The 19,221-nt window shown below is 60.3% G+C and carries 18 protein-coding genes; 6 read left to right on the top strand and 12 right to left on the bottom strand.

Annotated features, from left to right (window positions below; genetic code table 11):
• Window positions 1-129: 129 nt before the first annotated feature.
• The 3 genes from speF to EKL15_RS19525 all read left to right on the top strand — a co-directional run bounded on the left by speF (window position 130) and on the right by EKL15_RS19525 (window position 4,066).
• Entirely contained in the window at window positions 130-2,292 is a 2,163-nt protein-coding gene (gene speF, locus EKL15_RS19535; protein ID WP_203090251.1) for an ornithine decarboxylase SpeF, read from the top strand.
• A gap of 62 nt (window positions 2,293-2,354) precedes the next feature.
• Window positions 2,355-3,671 carry a putrescine-ornithine antiporter gene (potE, locus tag EKL15_RS19530; RefSeq protein WP_047571695.1) on the top strand — a complete coding sequence of 439 codons (1,317 nt, stop codon included), beginning with the start codon at window positions 2,355-2,357 and terminating at the stop codon, window positions 3,669-3,671.
• A gap of 86 nt (window positions 3,672-3,757) precedes the next feature.
• Window positions 3,758-4,066, top strand: a complete 309-nt coding sequence (locus EKL15_RS19525) for a GIY-YIG nuclease family protein (protein ID WP_174136387.1) — start codon at window positions 3,758-3,760, stop codon at window positions 4,064-4,066.
• On the opposite strand, the gene EKL15_RS19520 is transcribed toward EKL15_RS19525, so the two are convergent.
• Both EKL15_RS19520 and EKL15_RS19515 read right to left on the bottom strand, forming a co-directional pair.
• Window positions 4,053-4,556 carry a GNAT family N-acetyltransferase gene (locus EKL15_RS19520; protein ID WP_049201571.1) on the bottom strand — a complete coding sequence of 168 codons (504 nt, stop codon included), beginning with the start codon at window positions 4,554-4,556 and terminating at the stop codon, window positions 4,053-4,055. The genes EKL15_RS19525 and EKL15_RS19520 overlap by 14 nt on opposite strands.
• Window positions 4,550-5,077 carry an SCP2 domain-containing protein gene (locus EKL15_RS19515; RefSeq protein ID WP_170311425.1) on the bottom strand — a complete coding sequence of 176 codons (528 nt, stop codon included), beginning with the start codon at window positions 5,075-5,077 and terminating at the stop codon, window positions 4,550-4,552. The genes EKL15_RS19520 and EKL15_RS19515 overlap by 7 nt, the downstream gene beginning before the upstream one ends.
• Window positions 5,078-5,329: 252 nt before the next feature.
• On the opposite strand from EKL15_RS19515, the gene EKL15_RS19510 reads away from it, so the two are divergent.
• Both EKL15_RS19510 and EKL15_RS19505 read left to right on the top strand, forming a co-directional pair.
• Window positions 5,330-6,325, top strand: coding sequence for a peptidase U32 family protein (locus EKL15_RS19510; RefSeq protein ID WP_048321239.1), 996 nt, complete (start codon window positions 5,330-5,332; stop codon window positions 6,323-6,325).
• Window positions 6,326-6,336: 11 nt separating this feature from the next.
• Complete coding sequence (locus EKL15_RS19505; protein ID WP_203090248.1) at window positions 6,337-7,215, top strand: U32 family peptidase; 879 nt, start codon at window positions 6,337-6,339, stop codon at window positions 7,213-7,215.
• 35 nt (window positions 7,216-7,250) lie between these two features.
• On the opposite strand, the gene EKL15_RS19500 is transcribed toward EKL15_RS19505, so the two are convergent.
• From EKL15_RS19500 to EKL15_RS19490, 3 genes are read right to left on the bottom strand one after another with little or no spacing between them, the layout of a single operon-like run.
• Window positions 7,251-8,393, bottom strand: coding sequence for an ABC transporter permease (locus EKL15_RS19500; protein WP_102985549.1), 1,143 nt, complete (start codon window positions 8,391-8,393; stop codon window positions 7,251-7,253).
• Entirely contained in the window at window positions 8,390-9,544 is a 1,155-nt protein-coding gene (locus tag EKL15_RS19495; RefSeq protein WP_087763015.1) for an ABC transporter permease, read from the bottom strand. The genes EKL15_RS19500 and EKL15_RS19495 overlap by 4 nt, the downstream gene beginning before the upstream one ends.
• The gene (locus EKL15_RS19490) at window positions 9,526-10,497 is read right to left on the bottom strand and encodes an HlyD family secretion protein (RefSeq protein ID WP_060440881.1); all 972 of its coding nucleotides are present in this window, start codon (window positions 10,495-10,497) and stop codon (window positions 9,526-9,528) included. Before EKL15_RS19490 ends, EKL15_RS19495 begins: the two co-directional genes overlap by 19 nt.
• Before the next feature lie 230 nt (window positions 10,498-10,727).
• Between EKL15_RS19490 and EKL15_RS19485 the strand changes: the two genes are divergently transcribed.
• On the top strand, window positions 10,728-11,741 hold the full coding sequence (locus tag EKL15_RS19485; RefSeq protein WP_203090245.1) for a luciferase-like monooxygenase: 1,014 nt from the start codon (window positions 10,728-10,730) through the stop codon (window positions 11,739-11,741).
• A 38-nt stretch (window positions 11,742-11,779) separates the two neighbouring features.
• Here EKL15_RS19485 and yedF read toward each other — a convergent pair whose 3' ends face one another.
• The 7 genes from yedF to rpsO all read right to left on the bottom strand — a co-directional run bounded on the left by yedF (window position 11,780) and on the right by rpsO (window position 19,142).
• On the bottom strand, window positions 11,780-12,019 hold the full coding sequence (gene yedF / locus EKL15_RS19480) for a sulfurtransferase-like selenium metabolism protein YedF (RefSeq protein ID WP_004933486.1): 240 nt from the start codon (window positions 12,017-12,019) through the stop codon (window positions 11,780-11,782).
• Complete coding sequence (gene yedE, locus EKL15_RS19475; RefSeq protein WP_126179787.1) at window positions 12,016-13,230, bottom strand: selenium metabolism membrane protein YedE/FdhT; 1,215 nt, start codon at window positions 13,228-13,230, stop codon at window positions 12,016-12,018. Before yedE ends, yedF begins: the two co-directional genes overlap by 4 nt.
• A 146-nt stretch (window positions 13,231-13,376) precedes the next feature.
• Window positions 13,377-15,299, bottom strand: coding sequence for a DEAD/DEAH family ATP-dependent RNA helicase (locus EKL15_RS19470; protein ID WP_033641661.1), 1,923 nt, complete (start codon window positions 15,297-15,299; stop codon window positions 13,377-13,379).
• Window positions 15,289-15,363: a protein YrbN gene (yrbN, locus tag EKL15_RS24835; RefSeq protein WP_223182019.1), complete on the bottom strand. Its 75-nt coding sequence runs from the start codon at window positions 15,361-15,363 to the stop codon at window positions 15,289-15,291. Before yrbN ends, EKL15_RS19470 begins: the two co-directional genes overlap by 11 nt.
• Window positions 15,364-15,485: 122 nt before the next feature.
• Entirely contained in the window at window positions 15,486-16,370 is an 885-nt protein-coding gene (nlpI, locus tag EKL15_RS19460) for a lipoprotein NlpI (RefSeq protein ID WP_004933495.1), read from the bottom strand.
• 128 nt (window positions 16,371-16,498) lie between these two features.
• A complete protein-coding gene (gene pnp / locus EKL15_RS19455; protein ID WP_047729246.1) occupies window positions 16,499-18,616 on the bottom strand; it encodes a polyribonucleotide nucleotidyltransferase in 2,118 nt (705 codons plus the stop codon).
• A gap of 256 nt (window positions 18,617-18,872) precedes the next feature.
• On the bottom strand, window positions 18,873-19,142 hold the full coding sequence (gene rpsO, locus EKL15_RS19450; RefSeq protein ID WP_004933502.1) for a 30S ribosomal protein S15: 270 nt from the start codon (window positions 19,140-19,142) through the stop codon (window positions 18,873-18,875).
• Window positions 19,143-19,221 lie beyond the last annotated feature (79 nt).

The following is a 19,221-nucleotide window of genomic DNA, read 5'->3' as shown; positions in this document are numbered from 1 at the left end:
AATAAAACAGCGAACACAGTTAATGCCATTCGGCATCGCTGGGTTCTCGCACACCTTTATTTTGTGAAGGCGTTAACGGCAAATGGAATTATTTGCCGGCGGACTGCCTTTGCCTGAAGAATGAGAAAAATGAAAAAATTAAAAATTGCCGCCAACACCCAAACCCTCGGCTGCTTTGAAACTGAACGCGACATCGTCGATGTGCATCACAGCGATTTTAATGACGTCGCCGCCATCGTGCTGTCGGTAGACGACGTCACGCAAGGTATGTTGGCGCGCATCGAAGAGCACGGCCTGAACATTCCGCTGTTCGTCGCCGTCTGCTGCGAAGAAGAGTTGGATAACGCCGTATTGCCGGCGCTGCACGGCGTGTTTGAGCTGTGCGGCAAGAATACCCAGTTCTACGGCAAACAGCTGGAGGCCGCCGCCGCCAAATATGAGAGCGAGCTGCTGCCGCCGTTCTTCAACACGCTGACGCAATACGTAGAAATGGGCAACGCCACCTTCGCCTGCCCCGGCCACCAGGGCGGCGAGTTCTTCCGCAAACACCCGGCGGGCCGCCAGTTCTTCGACTTCTACGGCGAAACGCTTTTCCGCTCCGACATGTGCAACGCCGACGTCAAACTGGGCGATCTGTTGATCCACGAAGGCGCGCCTTGCGCCGCGCAGCAGCACGCCGCCAAGGTGTTCAACGCCGACAAGACTTACTTCGTGCTCAACGGCACCTCGGCCTCGAACAAGGTGGCGACCAACGCCCTGCTGACGCGCGGCGACCTGGTGCTGTTCGACCGCAACAACCATAAATCCAACCACCACGGCGCGTTGATCCAGGCCGGTGCCACGCCGGTGTATCTGGAGACCGCCCGCAACCCGTTCGGCTTTATCGGCGGCATCGACGCGCACTGCTTCGACGAACGCTACCTGCGCCAACAGATCCGCGAAGTGGCGCCGGAACGCGCCAACGAAGCCCGCCCGTTCCGCCTGGCGATCATCCAACTCGGCACCTACGACGGCACCATCTACAACGCCCGCCAGGTGGTCGACAAGATTGGCCACCTGTGCGATTACATCCTGTTCGACTCCGCCTGGGTAGGCTATGAGCAGTTCATTCCGATGATGAAAGACTGCTCGCCGCTGCTGCTGGAACTGAACGAAAACGATCCCGGCATCATCGTCACGCAGTCGGTGCACAAACAGCAGGCCGGTTTCTCGCAGACCTCGCAGATCCACAAAAAAGATAAGCACATCAAGGGCCAGAGCCGCTACTGCAACCACAAGCGCTTCAACAACGCCTTTATGCTGCATGCCTCCACCAGCCCGTTCTATCCGCTGTTCGCCGCGCTGGACGTCAATGCCAAGATGCACGAGGGCAAAAGCGGCCAGCGCCTGTGGCAGGAGTGCGTGCGCGTGGGGATCGAAGCGCGCAAAATGCTGCTGGACACCTGCACGATGATCAAACCGTTCGTGCCGGATCAGATCGACGGCAAACCGTGGCAGGCCTATGACACTGCGGCGATGGCCAACGATCTGCGCTTCTTCAACTTCGTGCCCGGCGAAAAATGGCACGCCTTTGAGGGTTATGCCGAATCGCAGTACTTCGTCGATCCGTGCAAACTGCTGCTCACCACGCCGGGCATCGATACCGCCACCGGCAGCTACAGCGAATTCGGCATCCCGGCGACCATTCTGGCCAACTACCTGCGTGAAAACGGCATCGTGCCGGAAAAATGCGATCTCAACTCGATCCTGTTCCTGCTGACGCCGGCGGAAGACATCGCCAAGATGCAGCATCTGGTGGCCCTGATCGCCCGCTTCGAGAAGCACATCGAGCAGAACTCCCTGCTCAGCGAGGTGCTGCCTGCGGTCTATAAAAACCACCAGCAGCGCTACAAAAACTACACCATCCGCCAGCTGTGCCAGGAAATGCACGACCTTTACGTCAGCTACGACGTTAAAGAGCTGCAAAAAGAGATGTTCCGCAAAAGTTATTTCCCGCGCGTGGTGATGAATCCGCAGGACGCCAATACCGAGTTCGTGCGCGGCAATGTGGAATTGGTCTCGCTGGCTAAAGCCGAGGGCCGCATCGCTGCCGAAGGCGCCCTGCCTTATCCGCCGGGCGTGCTGTGCGTCGTGCCCGGTGAAATTTGGGGCGGCGCCGCGCAGCATTATTTCCTGGCATTGGAAGAAGGCATCAACTTATTGCCGGGATTCGCTCCGGAATTGCAGGGCGTTTATATCCAACAGGATGAGGACGGCTGGAACCGCGCTTACGGCTACGTCATGAAAAATTAATCACCTTACGGGGCGGCGATGATTCTCGCCGCCCGGATCGCATCCTAAAAGAGAAAATGATCATGAGTAAGTCCAATAATAAAATGGGGGTCGTACAATTAACGATCCTGACCGCCGTGAATATGATGGGTTCCGGCATAATTATGCTGCCGACCAAGCTGGCCGAAGTGGGCACGATTTCGATCGTTTCCTGGCTGGTGACCGCCGTCGGCTCGATGGCACTGGCCTACGCGTTCGCCAAATGCGGCATGTTCAGCCGTAAATCCGGCGGCATGGGCGGCTACGCCGAATACGCCTTCGGCAAATCAGGCAACTTTATGGCGAACTACACCTACGGCGTTTCGCTGCTAATCGCCAACATCGCCATCGCCATTTCCGCCGTCGGCTACGGCACCGAGCTGTTTGGCGCTACGCTCAGCCCGCTCGGGATCTGTATCGCCACCATCGGCGTGCTGTGGCTTGCGACCGTCGCCAACTTCGGCGGTGCGCGCATCACCGGTAAAATCAGCGGCATCACCGTCTGGGGCGTGATCATTCCGGTGGTGGGCATCTCGGTCATCGGCTGGTACTGGTTCAGCGGCAGCGCCTACGTCGCCGCCTGGAACCCGCATCAGGTGCCGACCTTCGAAGCCATCGGCGCCTCCATCTCAATGACCCTGTGGGCGTTTCTGGGGCTGGAATCCGCCTGCGCCAACACCGACGTGGTGGAAAACCCGGAGCGCAACGTGCCGATCGCCGTACTGGGCGGCACCCTCAGCGCGGCGGTGATCTATATCATTTCGACCAACGTGATCGCCGGCATCGTGCCGAACATGGATCTGGCCAACTCCACCGCCCCGTTCGGGCTGGCGTTCTCCCACATGTTCAACCCGACGGTCGGCAAGATCATCATGGCGTTGATGGTCATGTCCTGCGTCGGCTCGCTTCTCGGCTGGCAGTTCACCATCGCTCAGGTGTTCAAATCCTCCGCCGACAGCGGCTTCTTCCCGAAAATCTTCTCCAAGCTGAGCAAGGCCGACGCGCCGGTTAAAGGCATGCTGACCATCGTCGTCATCCAGAGCGGCCTGTCGCTGATGACTATCAGCCCGTCGCTGAACAAGCAGTTCAACGTGCTGGTGAACCTGGCGGTGGTGACCAACATCATTCCTTACATCCTGTCGATGGCGGCGCTGGTCATTATTCAGAAAGTGGCGAAGGTGCCGGACAACAAGGCGCGTATCGCCAATATCATCGCCGGCATCGGCGCGCTGTACAGCTTCTATGCGCTCTACAGCTCCGGTGAGGAAGCGATGATGTGGGGCGCCATCGCCACCTTCCTCGGCTGGACGCTGTACGGCATCGTCTCGCCGCGCTTCGAGCTGGCGGGAAAAAAGGGGTAAAGCGGTAAGGCACCGGCGGCCGGGGATGGGATTGTGATGGCGAACATGCCATCATACGCCGACCCTGGCCACCGAAACGGCGTACGATGACCGACACTTCCCCCACTCTCTGGCACCTCTACATGCTGCGTTTACCGAGCGGCATGCTGTATACCGGCATCACCACCGACGTGGCGCGCCGCCTGGCGCAGCATCAGGCCGGCAAAGGCGCCAAGGCGCTGCGCGGCAAAGGGGAATTAACGCTGGCGTTTCACTGCCAGGTGGGGGATCGCTCAACGGCGCTGAAGCTGGAATACCGCGTCAAACAGCTGAGCAAAATACAAAAAGAGCGGCTGGTGAATCACCCGCCGCTGTCGTTGGAGTATCTATTACCCGTCGTCGTTAAAAGCGATTAAACGGCGCCGAAAAAGCCACTTCGCCGCTGACGCCATTCAGGGCATCTTCCGCCAGCGGGTAGACCTGGAACGCGCTTTCCGTGTCCGGCCAGCGGCAGTGCAGGCCATAGGCGGCGGCCGGTTTAAAGCCGAAGCGGCCGTAGTAGGCCGGCTCGCCCAGCACCACCACCGCGGCGTAGCTGAATTCGTTCAGCGAATCCAAGCCTTCGTACACCAGCTTTTCAGCCAGCCCCTGGCGGCGCAGGCTTTCGTCTACCGCCAGCGGCGCCAGCGCCACCCATTGGCGATCTTCGCCGGCCACGTCTACCGGGCTGAACGCAGCGTAACCCACTACCCCGCCCTCGTCGTCAGTGGCGACCACGCCCAGCGTCAGCAGGCCGTCTTCGCGCAGCTGCTGCACCAGATCGGCTTCGTCGTCGCGGCCAAAGGCGCGGCGCAGCAAGGCATCGATGCCCGCCGCGTCTACCGGGATCTCTACGCGGATCAGCATGATACCGCCACACGGGAAGCCGACGCCGTGCCCTCCTGCAACCCTGCTTCGACAAAATCAGCCAACTGCAACAGCCCCATGCGCAGCGGCGCGGGCATGCTTTCCAGCTCGATGGCGTCCATCAAATTTTTCACATACAGGCCCAATTCGGTATCCCCTTCAATCTGCAGCCGACGCTGAAAGAACAGCGTATCCGGATCTTGCTTGCGCGCCGCGATCAGGATCAGATCGTTGGCGTCGCCGCTGAAGCTGACGTCCGCTTCGGCGTGCTGGCTGACCACCAGTTTGTCGTTTTCTACCGTCATAAACCATTGTAGCGCCAGATCGCGAACTTCGATCTTCAACCAGCGCGATTCGAGAAATTCCAGATCGCCATCCGCCAACGCCTGGCGGAACTGCCAGCTCAGCACCTGTTGCAGCAGCTGGCGCTGCAGGGCGAACGGCGTGAATTTCAGCGGGATGCGCAGCAGCGACGGCCCCTGGCGCACAAGGCGTGCTCGTAGTTGTTCCAACACGGTCATCCACTCCTTTCAATACGGACTACCGCTATTTTGCCACACTGGCGCGCGGCTTCAGCGGTCTATATCAACAAATAGTGCATTTCACCGCCATGTTTATCAATACGCCATAAGCTGCCCCAAATCAAAACCTGTGTGCGCCCCTTTGCCTAAAATGGCCTCCCCGATTCGCGTTTGCCGGCGGAACACCGCCTTCGGCAACCTTTAAAGACAGCGTGCGCCCGGCCGGGCGCACGGCTAAGCCAGGATAAATCTATGGAGCTGCTTTGTCCCGCCGGCAACCTGCCGGCCCTGAAGGCCGCGGTGGATAACGGCGCCGACGCCGTTTACATCGGTCTGAAAGACGATACCAACGCGCGCCACTTCGCCGGCCTCAACTTCACCGAGAAAAAGCTGCAGGAAGCGGTCGATTACGTGCATCGCCACGGCCGCAAGCTGCATATCGCCATCAACACCTTCGCCCATCCCGACGGCTACGCGCGCTGGCAGCGCGCGGTGGATATGGCGGCCCAGCTGGGCGCCGACGCGCTGATTCTGGCGGATCTGGCGATGCTGGAATATGCCGCCCAGCGCTACCCACAGCTGGAGCGCCACGTTTCGGTGCAGGCTTCCGCCACCAACGAAGAGGCGATCCGTTTCTACCAGCGTAACTTCGACGTGGGCCGGGTGGTGCTGCCGCGCGTGCTGTCGATGCATCAGGTGAAACAGCTGGCGCGCACTAGCCCGGTGCCGCTGGAAGTGTTCGCCTTCGGCAGCCTGTGCATCATGGCCGAGGGGCGCTGCTATCTCTCTTCCTACCTGACCGGCGAGTCGCCGAACACCGTCGGCGCCTGTTCGCCGGCGCGTTTCGTACGCTGGCAGCAAACCCCGCAGGGCATGGAGTCGCGCCTGAACGACGTGCTGATCGACCGCTATCAGGATCATGAAAACGCCGGTTACCCGACGCTGTGCAAGGGCCGCTATCTGGTGGACGACGTGCGCTACCACGCGCTGGAAGAGCCCACCAGCCTCAATACGCTGGAGCTGCTGCCGGAGCTGCTGGCCGCCAACATCGCCTCGGTGAAGATCGAAGGCCGCCAGCGCAGCCCGGCTTACGTCAGCCAGGTGGCGCGCGTCTGGCGCCAGGCGATCGACCGTTGCCAGGCCGATCCGGCCGCCTACCGCGCCGACGCCGCCTGGATGGAGACGCTGGGCGCGATGTCCGAGGGCACCCAGACCACGCTGGGCGCCTATCACCGCAAATGGCAGTAGCCGGAGGAAACATGAAATACGCACTGGGGCCGGTACTCTACTACTGGTCGAAAAACGACATCGCGGCGTTCTATCAACAGGCGGCGGAGAGCAGCGCCGACATCATTTACCTCGGCGAGAGCGTCTGCACCAAGCGGCGCGAGATGAAGGTCGGCGATTGGCTGGCGCTGGCGCGCGAAATCGCCCGCAGCGGCAAGCAGGTGGTGATCTCCACGCTGGCGCTGTTGCAGGCGCCATCCGAGCTGAATGAGCTGAAACGCTATGTGGAGAACGGCGAGTTCCTGTTTGAAGCCAACGATCTGGGCGCGGTGAACATGGCGGCGGAGCGCGGTCTGCCGTTCGTCGCCGGCCATGCGCTGAACTGCTACAACGCCTATACCCTGCGCCTGCTGCGCCGCCAGGGCATGATGCGCTGGTGCATGCCGGTCGAGCTGTCGCGCGACTGGCTGGCCAACCTGCTGACGCAGTGCGACGAGCTGGGGTTCCGCCACGACTTCGAGGTGGAGGTGCTGAGCTACGGCCACCTGCCGCTAGCCTACTCGGCGCGCTGCTTCACCGCCCGCTCGGAGAACCGCGGCAAGGACGAGTGCGAAACCTGCTGCATCAAGTATCCGCAGGGCCGCATGATGCGTTCGCAGGAGCAACAGCAGGTGTTCGTGCTCAACGGCATCCAGACCATGAGCGGCTACTGCTACAACCTCGGCAACGAGCTGCCGAGCATGCAGGGGCTGGTGGACATCGTGCGGCTATCGCCGCAGGGCGCCGAGACGCTGGCGCAAATCGATGCCTTCCGCGCCAACGAACGCGGCGAGCAGCCGCTGACCTTGACCGACCACGCCGACTGCAACGGCTACTGGCGCCGCGTGGCGGGGTTGGAGTTGGTGGGGTGATCCTCGCTCCCCTCCTCACGGAGGGGAGTTTTCAATCAACTCGCCCGCCGCTTCCTGAACATCCCGCGCAGCGCCACGCTGTTGCGCAAGAAGCCGACGCCGAAGCCCAGCAGGGTGTAGACCACGCCGAGCACCAACATCATGACGACGTCTCCCCACACTTCGTTCAGCGACAGCCCCATCTGGTTGACGCCGGCGATCGCCTTGGTGCCCCAGGTGGAGGGAATGCTGTACGAGATGGCGCGCACCCAGGCCGGCATCGACTGCAACGGCCAGATGGTGCCGGACAGGTAGAAGATCGGCGTGGTGATGAACGCCAGCGTCAGGTAGATCATTTCGACGCTGCGCAGGCACTCGGTCACCAGCTTGCCCAGCCCCAGTACCGCCAGCAGGAACGGGAAGGTCAGCAGCAGCAGTTCGGCGATGTTCGCCGTCTGCCGATAGCCCAATACCCACGGCCACAGCACGAACAGCACGATAGACAGGAACAGCCAGATCGGCAGCAGCGCCGTCAGCCCACCGAGGTGCGCCGCCAGCGGCGCCTTGCCGCCGGGCATGCTCTTCATGGCGATGTTGACGCGGATACAGGCGATCAGCAGCGAGTGCTGCAACAGCATCACCAGCAGGCCCGGGAAGATGATCGCCGCGAAGCTGATGCCGGGGTTAAACACGTCCAGCGTTTGCCCCAGTATCGGCGTCAGCAGTATCTGCGCCTGCCGTTCGCTGAAGCCGCTGCGCAGCAGCAGCCCGTTGTTGTACTCCGTCAGCAGCTGCTGGTAGGCCGCCACCACGTCCTGTTGGATCTGGCCGTTGGCCAGGCGGTTGGTGGCATCGCCGTACACCGGCACCACGATGTTCTGCCCGCTGAGGATCTTCTTCTCCAGATCCACCGGCATGATGATCACCGCAAACAGCTTGCGCCAGCCGAGATCGCGCTGCGCCTGTTCCAGGCTGTCGTAGGTTTCAATCGCTATCTTGGAGGTGGCGTCCAGCTGACGGATCAGCTTCCGGCTGGCGGTGCTGTGGTCCTGATCGACCACCCCCACCGGCAGATCCCACACCGTGCGGTTGGCGTACACCATGCTCATGATGCACAGCGACAGGATCAGCATCAGCCACACCGGCCGCTCGAGCATGCCGAGCAGCACCTTAACGAAGGTTTGCCAATAGAGCTTCATCCGGCGTTCCCCTCTTTTGCCAGCCGCGCCGGCAGGCGATTACGCACCAGCAGCGCGGCCACCAGCGGGTAGACCGCCAGCAGCGCACACACGCTGAAGATGGCGCTGGCGTGCACCTGCCGCAGGAACACGTCGAACATCGCGTACAGCGCGTGGGTCAGCGGTTCGATGTTGGAAATGATGCGCGCCGGCAGCGGCATCGAAAGCTCAGGCACCGCCATGCCGGAGAAGGTCATCGCGATACTGACCAAAATACCGATCAGGCTGTAGGCGGTGATGGTGCTGCCGGTAAAGGTGTACAGCAGCAGGCCGATGCTCTGCGCCGCCATCACGTAAAACAGGCCGATCATCAGCATAAACAGCGGGTTGCCGCTGACGCGGGCGTCAAAGATACCCACCAGCGCCGCGATCTCCACCATCAGCAGGGTGGTGAAACACAGCGTGTAAGGCGCCAGCTTGCCGAGCAGCGCCAGGCTGAACGGCTTGGCCTGCAGCAGCGACTTGCTGCGCGCCAGCACGTAGATCATGCAGGTCACCACGAACAGCTGCAGCAGGTGAATGGTGGCGGCAAACTGCTGATAATAGATATAGCTGCCGCTGGCGTTGAACAGGCTGCCGTAAGAGAGCGTCACATCCGCCAGCGGCGGCAGCGATTTGCCCATCTCGGTGGCGATGATGCTGCGGGTGCTGGCGTTGATTTCGTTCATCAGGCCGCCGAAGTCCTGGGTGGAGTACAGCCCGGCGCCGTAGAACAGCGCGTTGTAATACATCACCACGCTCGGCTGCTTGCCCGACAGCGCGTTAGCCTCAAAGTCCGGCGGGATGTACAGCAACGCGTAATCTTGCGCGCTGCGCAGGCGGTTCAGCGACTCCGGCAGCCCGCCGCCGTAGGCCTCGACGTGGGCGTGCGACCCGGCGTCCAGCCGCCGCGTCAGCGACTTGGACAGCGGGCTGTGATCGCTGTCCACCACTGAGACCGGCAGATCGAGCAGCGTGCCTTCGGAGAAGTTGCTGCTGATCAGCCCAAACAGGATCAGCGGAAAGATCCAGCTCAGCCAGTGCACCACCGGGCTGCGAAAGGCGACGCGACACTCTTTGTCGAACGCGTGACTGAAGCAGCGCCAGCCGGCCCTTACTCTTTCCATTGCCATAAGGTGCTCATCCCCGGACGCAGGCCGTCCACCGGCTGTGACGGATACAGGCGCACTTCGAAGGTTTTCAGGTCGAAGTCGCCGGTGGCGCGGGTGGCGCGTTTGGTGGCGTAATCCCCCAGCGGCGCGATGTAGCGCACCTCGGTGTCGATCATTTTGTCCTTCAGCGCCGGCACCCGCAGCTTGACCTTGTCGCCTTTGCGCACGTGGGCCAGGATGTCTTCGCGCAGGTTAAACACGAAGTAGGCGTCCGGCACCCGGATCAGCGTCACCAGCGGGCTGCCGGCGTTCAGCAATTCGCCCACTTCGGCCGGGATCGGCCCCACTTCGCCGTCTACCGGCGCTTTCACCTGCAGATCGTCGCTCTGCGCCTGGATCTGCAGCAGGTTCTCTTCCGCCGCCCGCAGCGCCGCCGCGTATTGTTGCCGCAGCTCGACGCGGTCGCCGTTGATACCTTCGTCCAGGTTGGCCTTGGCCGCCTGCACCTGCTGGAAGGCGGTATCGCGCGACCGGCGCGAAGCGTCCAGCTCGGACTTCGAGATATAGCCCTTGCCGGACACGCTCAGGTTGCGGTTGTAGTCGTTTTGCGCGTTGCGGTACTGCGCCTCGGCCTGCGCCAGGTTGGCTCGCAGGTTGCGGATGCTCTCTTCACGGGTGCCGTGCAGCGACTGATCGAGCTGCGCCTTGGCTTCGTCGCGCGTGGCCTGCGCGGAACGCAGCTGCGCCATCAGTTCGGGGCTGTCGAGCTGAATAATCAGCTGGCCGCTTTTCACGTCGTCGCCGCGTTCGATCAGGCGTTCAACCACCCGGCCTTTCGCTTTGGAAGCGACGATCACTTCGGGGGCGTCCACTTCACCCTGCAGTAACAGATCCTGATTATGCGCGCGGAACAGGATCGCCAATGCGATCGCCACCATCATCAGCAACAGGGTAAACAACGTCTTTTTTTTCATTATGTCGGCTCCCGGAACGGTAAGCGGCGGGCGGGGATCATCATTTCCATATCTCAAATTGCTCCAAAAAACACCATTGCTCTCATGAGGATATCACAAGCACATATCTCCTCTTTTATAACTATAAATTGGATTATGCTTTTAACACTAAAAAGCATCATTTTCGGCTTTTTGGTATGCAGACTCCTGCAATCGCCCTTTAAGCGATCCACTCTCTGATGGACGATGTCATGACTGAAAACACTGCCGTACCGCTGTCGGTACTGGATTTATCGCCAATCCCGCAAGGGGCCAAAGCGCGCGACGCTTTCCACTGTTCGCTGGATTTGGCGCAGCACGCCGAGCGCTGGGGCTACCAGCGCTACTGGCTGGCCGAGCACCACAACATGACCGGCATCGGCAGCGCCGCCACCTCGGTGCTGCTGGGCTATCTGGCCGCCGGCACCCAGAACATTCGCCTCGGATCCGGCGGCGTGATGCTGCCGAACCATGCGCCGCTGGTGATCGCCGAGCAGTTCGGCACGCTGGAGTCGCTCTACCCAGGGCGCATCGATCTGGGGCTGGGCCGCGCGCCCGGCACCGATCAGCGCACCATGATGGCGCTGCGCCGCCACCTGTCCGGCGATGTGGATACCTTCCCGCGCGACGTGCAGGAGCTGCAAAACTACTTCTGCGACGCGCAGCCCGGCCAGCCGGTGCAGGCGGTGCCGGGCCAGGGGCTGCACGTGCCGCTCTGGCTGCTCGGCTCCAGCCTCTACAGCGCGCAGCTGGCGGCGCAGCTTGGCCTGCCGTTCGCCTTCGCCTCGCACTTCGCCCCGGATATGCTGTTCCAGGCGCTGCAGCTGTACCGCGAGAACTTCAAACCGTCCAAACAGCTGGTGCAACCGCACGCCATGGTGTGCGTCAACGTGATCGCCGCCGACAGCGATAGCGATGCGCGCTTCCTGTTCAGCTCGATGCAGCAACAGTTCATCAACCTGCGCCGCGGATCGCCCGGCCCGCTGCCGCCGCCGGTGGATAACATCCACGCGCTGTGGACCGCCGGTGAGCAATACGGCGTCGAGCAGGCGCTGCGGATGTCGATCGTCGGCGATGAAAAAACCGTGCGCCACGGGCTGCAAACGCTGCTGCGTGAAACCGATGCCGACGAGATCATGGTCAACGGCCAGATCTTCGATCATCAGGCGCGGCTGCGTTCGTTCGAGATTGTCGCCGGAGTGAAAGGCGACGTCGTGAAGGGATAAAACGCGAAAAGGCGGTGGGGAACCCCACCGCCTCGGCGTTAACGCTGGATCAAATAGCGGATGGTCGGCCCGTCCTGCTGGATATCCAGCACCTTGTAACCGTGGTTGCGCGCATCGAGCGGGATGTTGTTGATCGACTGCGGGCAATCGCTGATCACCTCCAGGATTTCCCCTGGCTTCAGCTGCGGCATCGCCTCCAGCGTCGCCACCGCCGGGTACGGGCAAGGCTCACCCAGCATGTCCAGCCGGTAGTCCGGCACTATCGTCGTCTCTTTCATGGCATGCTCCTCAAATTCACCACCTGCGCCTCAGGCCGGGCGCGGAAAAAGCGTTTCTCCCACCACAGCATGGCGGCGAAGGCCAGCGCCAGCAGCAGGTAGGTCACCAGCAGGCCGCCGATCGGGCCGAAGGTGTCGAGCAGGTTGATCTTGTCGTAGTCGGTCGCCAGCGCCGGCGCCAGATCGTCCCAGTAATAGGCCAGCAGCGTAGCGCCGATGATGTTGCCCAGCCCCACCCACCAGTAGTGCACCTGCCCTTCCACCGCGCGGTACATCCAGCCGGTCTCGCAACCGCCGGCCAGCACGATGCCGAAGCCGAACAGCAAGCCGCCCAGCACCGCATTCGGGCCGGCCCACATGATTTTCGGCGCCACGCCGAGCTGCACGTAGCTGAAGATGCCGATAGCGCTCACCGCCATGCCGATGATGATGGCTTTCGCCATGTGGGTGCGGCCGGTGATCCACAGATCGCGGAACGCCGAGGTGAAGCAGATCTGCGCGCGTTCGATCAGCAGACCGAAGCCGATGCCGAACAGCATGGCGATGCCGAGTTTCGGCGCATCGAACAGCGTCCACAGCGACCAGGCCACCGCCAGGCCGAAGACCGCCATGCCCAGCCGGAAGCGGCGGCGCGCCTGCTCAGGCTTCTGCGTCAACGGCGCGGCGGCCTTCACCTTTTGCAATTTGACCGGGATGCGGAACATCGGCAGCAGCGTGAATTTGGCGCCGAAGTACGAACCCGCGGCGGTCGCCAGCGCGAAGAACCAGGCGTGCAGCGAGAACTGCGGAATACCGGTGAAAAACGCCGCCAGGTTGCAACCCATCGCCAGGCGCGCGCCGAAGCCGGCGATAATGCCGCCCAGCAGCGCCTGCACGATGCGAATGCGGTGCTGCGGCTGGCGCAGTTTGATGTTGTTGGCCCACAGCGCGGCGGCGATGCAGCCGGCGAACATGCCGATGATCATGCGCCCGTCGATGCGCTCCAGCGGCGTGCCCTGCAGGCCGATAACCTTGAAATAGCCCCACTGCTCGGGGTGCAGGCCGAACCACTGCAGCACATGGCCGCCCCAGCGGGTGAACTCGCCGGTCACCGCCCAGAAGGTGCCGGTCATGCCGAAGTAGTAGGTAGAAAGGATCCCGGCGGCGACCACCGCCGGCAGCGGCGCCCAAAAGCGCACCAGGTATTGAGATTTGAACTGCTGCCAACTCATGGCATCTCCCGTGCATATCATCCGTAAGAAAAAACCTTATGAATGATACGCCATTCAGGGACGTTTGACGGCAACTTTCAGGCATAAAAAAACCAGCCCGCAGGCTGGTTTTTCAGAGCGCTTCACCGCGAACGGTGAATCAGCGATTACGCGTCGCCGAAACGACGACGTGGTGCTGCCGGTGCGCCGTCATCACGGCGTGGCGCCGGTTTGCCGTCACGGTTGTAGTTACCGCCACGACGCTCGCCGCCGTTGCCGCCTTCACGACGTTCGCCGAAGGAACGACGTGGGCCGCCTTCGCGACGTTCGCCGTTGAACGGACGACCGTTACCACGACGCTCGCCACCGTTGCCACCGTCACGACGCTCGCGACGTTCGAACGGCTGTGCATCGCCCAGCAGCTGCATGTTCATCGGCTTGTTCAGAATGCGGGTGCGAGTGAAGTGATTCAGGATCTCGCCCGGCATGCCTTTTGGCAGCTCGATGGTGGAGTGGGAAGCAAACAGCTTGATGTTACCGATGTAACGGCTGCTGATGTCGCCTTCGTTAGCGATAGCGCCAACGATGTGACGGACTTCTACGCCATCGTCACGGCCCACTTCGATGCGGTACAGCTGCATTTCGCCAACGTCACGACGTTCGCGACGCGGACGGTCGCCGTCACGGCTATCGCGGCTGTCGCGACGGTCACCGCGACGATCGTCACGGTCGTTGAACTCGCGGCGCTGACGCGGCTTGAAGACCGGATCCGGTGGCAGGATCAGCGGACGTTCGCCCTGTGCCATTTTCAGCAGCGCTGCGGCCAGGGTTTCCATATCCAGCTCTTCTTCCGGCTGCAGTTTGGTCAGCAGTGCGCGGTACAGATCCAGATCGCTGCTTTCCAGCTGCTGCTGAACTTTTGCGGCGAACTTGGCCAGACGACGCTCGCCCAGCAGTTCTGCGTTCGGCAGTTCCACTTCCGGGATGGTCAGCTTCATGGTGCGTTCAATGTTGCGCAGCAGGCGGCGTTCGCGGTTTTCCACGAACAGCAGCGCGCGGCCGGCGCGGCCCGCACGACCGGTACGGCCGATACGGTGAACGTAAGACTCGGAGTCCATCGGGATGTCATAGTTGACAACCAGGCTGATGCGCTCAACGTCCAGGCCACGGGCCGCAACGTCGGTCGCGATCAGGATATCCAGACGACCGTCTTTCAGACGCTCCAGGGTCTGCTCACGCAGCGCCTGGTTCATGTCGCCGTTCAGCGCGGCGCTGCTGTAACCGCTGCGCTCCAGCGCTTCGGCCACTTCCAGGGTCGCGTTCTTGGTGCGCACGAAGATGATCGCCGCGTCAAAGTCTTCGGCTTCCAGGAAACGCACCAGCGCTTCGTTTTTACGCATGCCGTAGACCGACCAGTAGCTCTGGCTGATGTCCGGACGGGTGGTCACGCTGGACTGGATGCGCACTTCCTGCGGCTCTTTCATGAAGCGGCGGGTGATGCGACGGATCGCTTCCGGCATGGTGGCGGAGAACAGCGCGGTCTGATGTTCAGCCGGGATCTCAGCCATGATGGTTTCTACGTCTTCGATAAAGCCCATGCGCAGCATTTCGTCGGCTTCATCCAGCACCAGACCGCTCAGGTTAGAGAGGTTCAGGGTGCCGCGCTTCAGGTGGTCCAGCAGGCGGCCTGGGGTACCCACAACGATTTGCGGGCCCTGGCGCAGAGCGCGCAGCTGCACGTCGTAACGCTGGCCGCCGTACAGGGCTACCACGTTGACGCCGTTCATGTGTTTGGAGAAATCGGTCATCGCTTCAGCAACCTGAACCGCCAGTTCGCGGGTCGGTGCCAGCACCAGGATCTGAGGTGCTTTCAGGTCTGCCTGCAGGTTGTGCAGCAGCGGCAGCGAGAATGCTGCAGTTTTACCACTACCGGTCTGTGCCATGCCCAGCACGTCGCGGCCGTTCAACAGGTGAGGAATACACTCAGCCTGGATCGGAGATGGTTTTTCATAGCCCAGATCGTTCAGGGCGGAAATGATTGGAGCAGACAGCCCCAGATCAGCAAAAGAGGTTTCAAACTCAGTCGTCATGTACACGTGCCTCATTAATAATGGCAGCCAGTCTACATAACTCGTCGAGAAAATTTTCAGTCATTTTCATTGAAAAGTGTGAACCGGCTCAAATTAGATTATAAAACGAACAAAAAAGCCCTCGCCCGTGAAGGCGATAACTTTGGTTAAAAACCAATGTCCATCAGGCTGATAGGTGTTCGTCAGCTATTGCTGGTCCGATTCCGATAGGTCGTCTTGCTCTTGGCCCAAAAGCGCCAATTCCAACAATGCATAGCGGTGCTCAACGAAGTTGTGAACGTTGTTAGACACCGTCAGTTTGAACAGCGCCGAAGCGGTGTCCTTGTCCCCCAGACTCAGGTAGTGTTTACCCAAATAGAAGTCAGTTTCACTGAGATGCTCAGCGAGCGAAGTGTTATCCGTTGCATCTGCCTTGAGGCGTTCCATCAGCGTTTTTTCGCTGATCTTGCCCAGGTAGAATTCGACAATATTCCATCCCCATTGCCCTCTGTCCGCTTTGTCATAGCGCTGCTGAAGCGCTACCTCGGCCTTCTTGGGATCGATTTCTCGCTCCACCAGATACAGCCATAACGAACGGAAGGGATCGTTTGGGTCGTCTTGATAAAACGCCTGCAGATCATCCTGCGCCAACGGGAAGCGGCCGCCATAATACAGTGCGATGCCCCGGTTTAAACGCGCGTAATTGTAAGTTGGATCAAGCTCTAGTACAGAATCAAACGCTTCATAGGCAGCATCAAAATTGCCTGCCTGCGTTAAGTAAATGCCCAGGTAGTTGAAAACTTCCGGCATGTCGGGACGTATCGCCAGCGCCTGCGAGAAATCATTGCGCGCTAATGCACGTAACCCGAGGCTATCATACAGCACACCGCGCTCATATAAAAGCTGTGCGCGTTCGTCGTCCGTCAGTGCCCGGCTGGCAAGAATTTGTTCCATGCGCGCCAGGATCACTTCCTGCTGCAACGTTGGCTGCAACGGGATTGCCAAAACTTCGTCTTTACGCCAATCATGGTTGCTGCATCCTGCCAGCATGAGTGCTGTCGCAACGTAACACCAGCGCAAGAAAGGCTTCATTTCCCACTCCCGAAGACAAACATTGGATGAACGTCCTGTCCTCCGTTTGCTAAAACGCGGGCATCCTACCCGCGCGATACGAACAGCTCCCAACCCCATGGTGGGGAGCTGTAAAACTATCTATACAGTTATTCTGCTTCAGGCGCAGGTGAACCCGCTTCCGGCGCCATCGCTTCTTTGATGCTCAGACGCACGCGGCCCTGACGGTCAACTTCCAGCACCTTAACCGGCACTTCCTGACCCATCTGCAGATAGTCGGTCACTTTCTCGACGCGCTTGTCGGCGATCTGAGAAATGTGTACCAGACCTTCTTTACCACCGCCGATAGCGACGAACGCGCCGAAATCAACGATACGGGTCACTTTACCCTGATAGATACGGCCCACTTCGATCTCTGCCGTGATCTCTTCGATACGACGGATAGCGAATTTCGCCTTCTCACCGTCGGTCGCAGCGATTTTAACTGTACCATCATCTTCGATTTCGATGGTAGTGCCAGTCTCTTCGGTCAGTGCGCGGATAACGGAACCGCCCTTACCGATCACGTCTTTGATTTTATCCGGGTTGATGCGGATAGTATGAATACGCGGTGCGAATTCGGAGATATCGCCGCGCGGGGTGCTGATAGCCTGTTCCATCACGCCCAGGATGTGCAGACGCGCGCCCTTGGCCTGGTTCAGAGCCACCTGCATGATTTCGCGGGTGATGCCTTCGATTTTGATGTCCATCTGCAGCGCGGTGATACCGTCGCGGCTACCGGCCACTTTGAAGTCCATGTCGCCGAGGTGATCTTCGTCACCCAGAATGTCGGACAGAACCACAAAGTTATCGGCTTCTTTCACCAGGCCCATCGCGATACCCGCAACGGCAGCCTTGATTGGCACGCCGGCGTCCATCAGCGCCAGAGACGCGCCGCACACGGAAGCCATGGAAGAAGAACCGTTGGATTCGGTGATTTCAGACACCACGCGAACGGTGTACGGGAAATCTTCCGGTTTAGGCATCATAGCCAATACGCCGCGTTTCGCCAGGCGACCGTGACCGATTTCACGACGCTTAGGTGAGCCGACCATGCCGGTTTCGCCCACGGAGTACGGAGGGAAGTTGTAGTGGAACAGGAAGCTGTCGGTCTTTTCGCCCATCAGCTCGTCCAGGTTCTGTGCGTCGCGCGCGGTGCCCAGGGTCGCGGTAACCAGCGCCTGAGTTTCGCCACGGGTGAACAGCGCGGAACCGTGGGTGCGCGGCAGTACGCCGGTGCGCACGTCCAGGCCACGGATCATATCTTTTTCACGGCCGTCGATACGCGGCTCGCCACGCAGTACGCGGCTGCGCACCACGTTTTTCTCGACGTTGCCCAGGATGTCTTGAATTTCAGAGGCATCCAGAGTCTCGTCCTGCGCCAGCAGGGTTTCAACGACGCTGTCTTTGATCGCGTCAACCTGAGCGTAGCGCTCTTGTTTTTCGGTGATGTGGTAAGCGTCGCCCAGGCGAGCTTCGGCCAGTTCGGCCACGCGCGCGTGCAGCGCTTCGTTGACCGCAGGCGCCTGCCAATCCCACTTCGGCTTGCCGGCTTCGGCAACCAGCGCGTTGATGTTTTCGATAACCACTTGCTGTTGGTCGTGACCGAACACCACGGCGCCCAGCATCTGGTCTTCGCTCAGCACGTCCGCTTCGGATTCAACCATCAGCACCGCACCCGCAGTACCGGCAACCACCAGATCCAGACGGCTTTCTTTCAGTTCGTCAGTCGTTGGGTTCAGTACGTACTGGTCGTTGATGTAACCTACGCGCGCTGCGCCGATTGGGCCGTTGAACGGAATACCGGACAGGCTCAGGGCCGCGGAAGCACCGATCATCGCGACGATGTCCGGGTTCACCTGCGGGTTAACGGAAACCACGGTCGCGATCACCTGAACTTCGTTCAGGAAGCTGTCCGGGAACAGTGGGCGGATCGGACGGTCAATCAGACGGGAAGTCAGCGTCTCGCCTTCGCTCGGACGGCCTTCGCGACGGAAGAAGCTACCCGGGATACGGCCGGCGGCGTAGGTACGCTCTTGGTAGTTAACGGTCAGCGGGAAGAAGCTCTGGCCCGGCTTGGCTTTTTTCTGGCCAACGACGGTAACGAAGACGGCGGTGTCATCCATGCTCACCATAACGGCGGCAGTGGCCTGACGAGCCATCATACCGGTTTCGATGGTGACGGTATGCTGGCCATACTGGAATTTGCGAATGATCGGTGTCAGCAAAATTATATCCTTGATTAGCGGCGCGCAATCGCATTGACGACTCGACACGCCTGTGACTCGATTTGCCTTCTCACTACATCCTCGCGACTAATGACAATCCTTATCTCAGACGGGAGATAAAGCCTCTCATTAGCCGCGCGAACCTCTGTAACGGAAGAACCTGTTTGGAAACATCAGTAATACATTAACCTGATTTGCTTATGCTTCCTAGAAGAAAGGGGCCAAAATAGGCCCCTTTCCACTGAAACTTGCTAGATTAGCGACGCAGACCCAGACGCTCGATCAGGCTGGTGTAACGTGCTACATCTTTACGCTTCAGGTAGTCCAGCAGCTTACGACGCTGAGAAACCATACGCAGCAGACCACGACGGCTGTGGTGATCTTTTTTGTGCTCGGAGAAGTGGCCTTGCAGATGGTTGATCTGCGCAGTCAGCAGGGCAACCTGAACTTCGGTAGAACCGCTGTCGTTAGTACCACGACCGAAATCAGCTACGATTTGAGCTTTAGCTTCAACACTTAGAGACATTGTAATACTCCAGATTATAGATAATAAAAACAGGCGCCGATCTCTAATTCAGCAACCCAATGCATAAGCTGCGCCATTC

This window comes from Serratia sp. 4542 (genome assembly GCF_016805595.1).
GTDB lineage: Bacteria > Pseudomonadota > Gammaproteobacteria > Enterobacterales > Enterobacteriaceae > Serratia > Serratia nevei.
Note: the sequence above shows the minus strand (reverse complement) of the source record. Positions and strands in the feature narration are given on the sequence as shown.

Bases quoted from the DNA above. Each gene is read 5' to 3' on its own strand.
- speF (WP_203090251.1), top strand. From the start codon at position 130: ATGAAAAAATTAAAAATTGCCGCCAACACCCAAACCCTCGGCTGCTTT.
- potE (WP_047571695.1), top strand. From the start codon at position 2,355: ATGAGTAAGTCCAATAATAAAATGGGGGTCGTACAATTAACGATCCTG.
- EKL15_RS19525 (WP_174136387.1), top strand. From the start codon at position 3,758: ATGACCGACACTTCCCCCACTCTCTGGCACCTCTACATGCTGCGTTTA.
- EKL15_RS19520 (WP_049201571.1), bottom strand. From the start codon at position 4,556: ATGCTGATCCGCGTAGAGATCCCGGTAGACGCGGCGGGCATCGATGCC.
- EKL15_RS19515 (WP_170311425.1), bottom strand. From the start codon at position 5,077: ATGACCGTGTTGGAACAACTACGAGCACGCCTTGTGCGCCAGGGGCCG.
- EKL15_RS19510 (WP_048321239.1), top strand. From the start codon at position 5,330: ATGGAGCTGCTTTGTCCCGCCGGCAACCTGCCGGCCCTGAAGGCCGCG.
- EKL15_RS19505 (WP_203090248.1), top strand. From the start codon at position 6,337: ATGAAATACGCACTGGGGCCGGTACTCTACTACTGGTCGAAAAACGAC.
- EKL15_RS19500 (WP_102985549.1), bottom strand. From the start codon at position 8,393: ATGAAGCTCTATTGGCAAACCTTCGTTAAGGTGCTGCTCGGCATGCTC.
- EKL15_RS19495 (WP_087763015.1), bottom strand. From the start codon at position 9,544: ATGGCAATGGAAAGAGTAAGGGCCGGCTGGCGCTGCTTCAGTCACGCG.
- EKL15_RS19490 (WP_060440881.1), bottom strand. From the start codon at position 10,497: ATGAAAAAAAAGACGTTGTTTACCCTGTTGCTGATGATGGTGGCGATC.
- EKL15_RS19485 (WP_203090245.1), top strand. From the start codon at position 10,728: ATGACTGAAAACACTGCCGTACCGCTGTCGGTACTGGATTTATCGCCA.
- yedF (WP_004933486.1), bottom strand. From the start codon at position 12,019: ATGAAAGAGACGACGATAGTGCCGGACTACCGGCTGGACATGCTGGGT.
- yedE (WP_126179787.1), bottom strand. From the start codon at position 13,230: ATGAGTTGGCAGCAGTTCAAATCTCAATACCTGGTGCGCTTTTGGGCG.
- EKL15_RS19470 (WP_033641661.1), bottom strand. From the start codon at position 15,299: ATGACGACTGAGTTTGAAACCTCTTTTGCTGATCTGGGGCTGTCTGCT.
- nlpI (WP_004933495.1), bottom strand. From the start codon at position 16,370: ATGAAGCCTTTCTTGCGCTGGTGTTACGTTGCGACAGCACTCATGCTG.
- rpsO (WP_004933502.1), bottom strand. From the start codon at position 19,142: ATGTCTCTAAGTGTTGAAGCTAAAGCTCAAATCGTAGCTGATTTCGGT.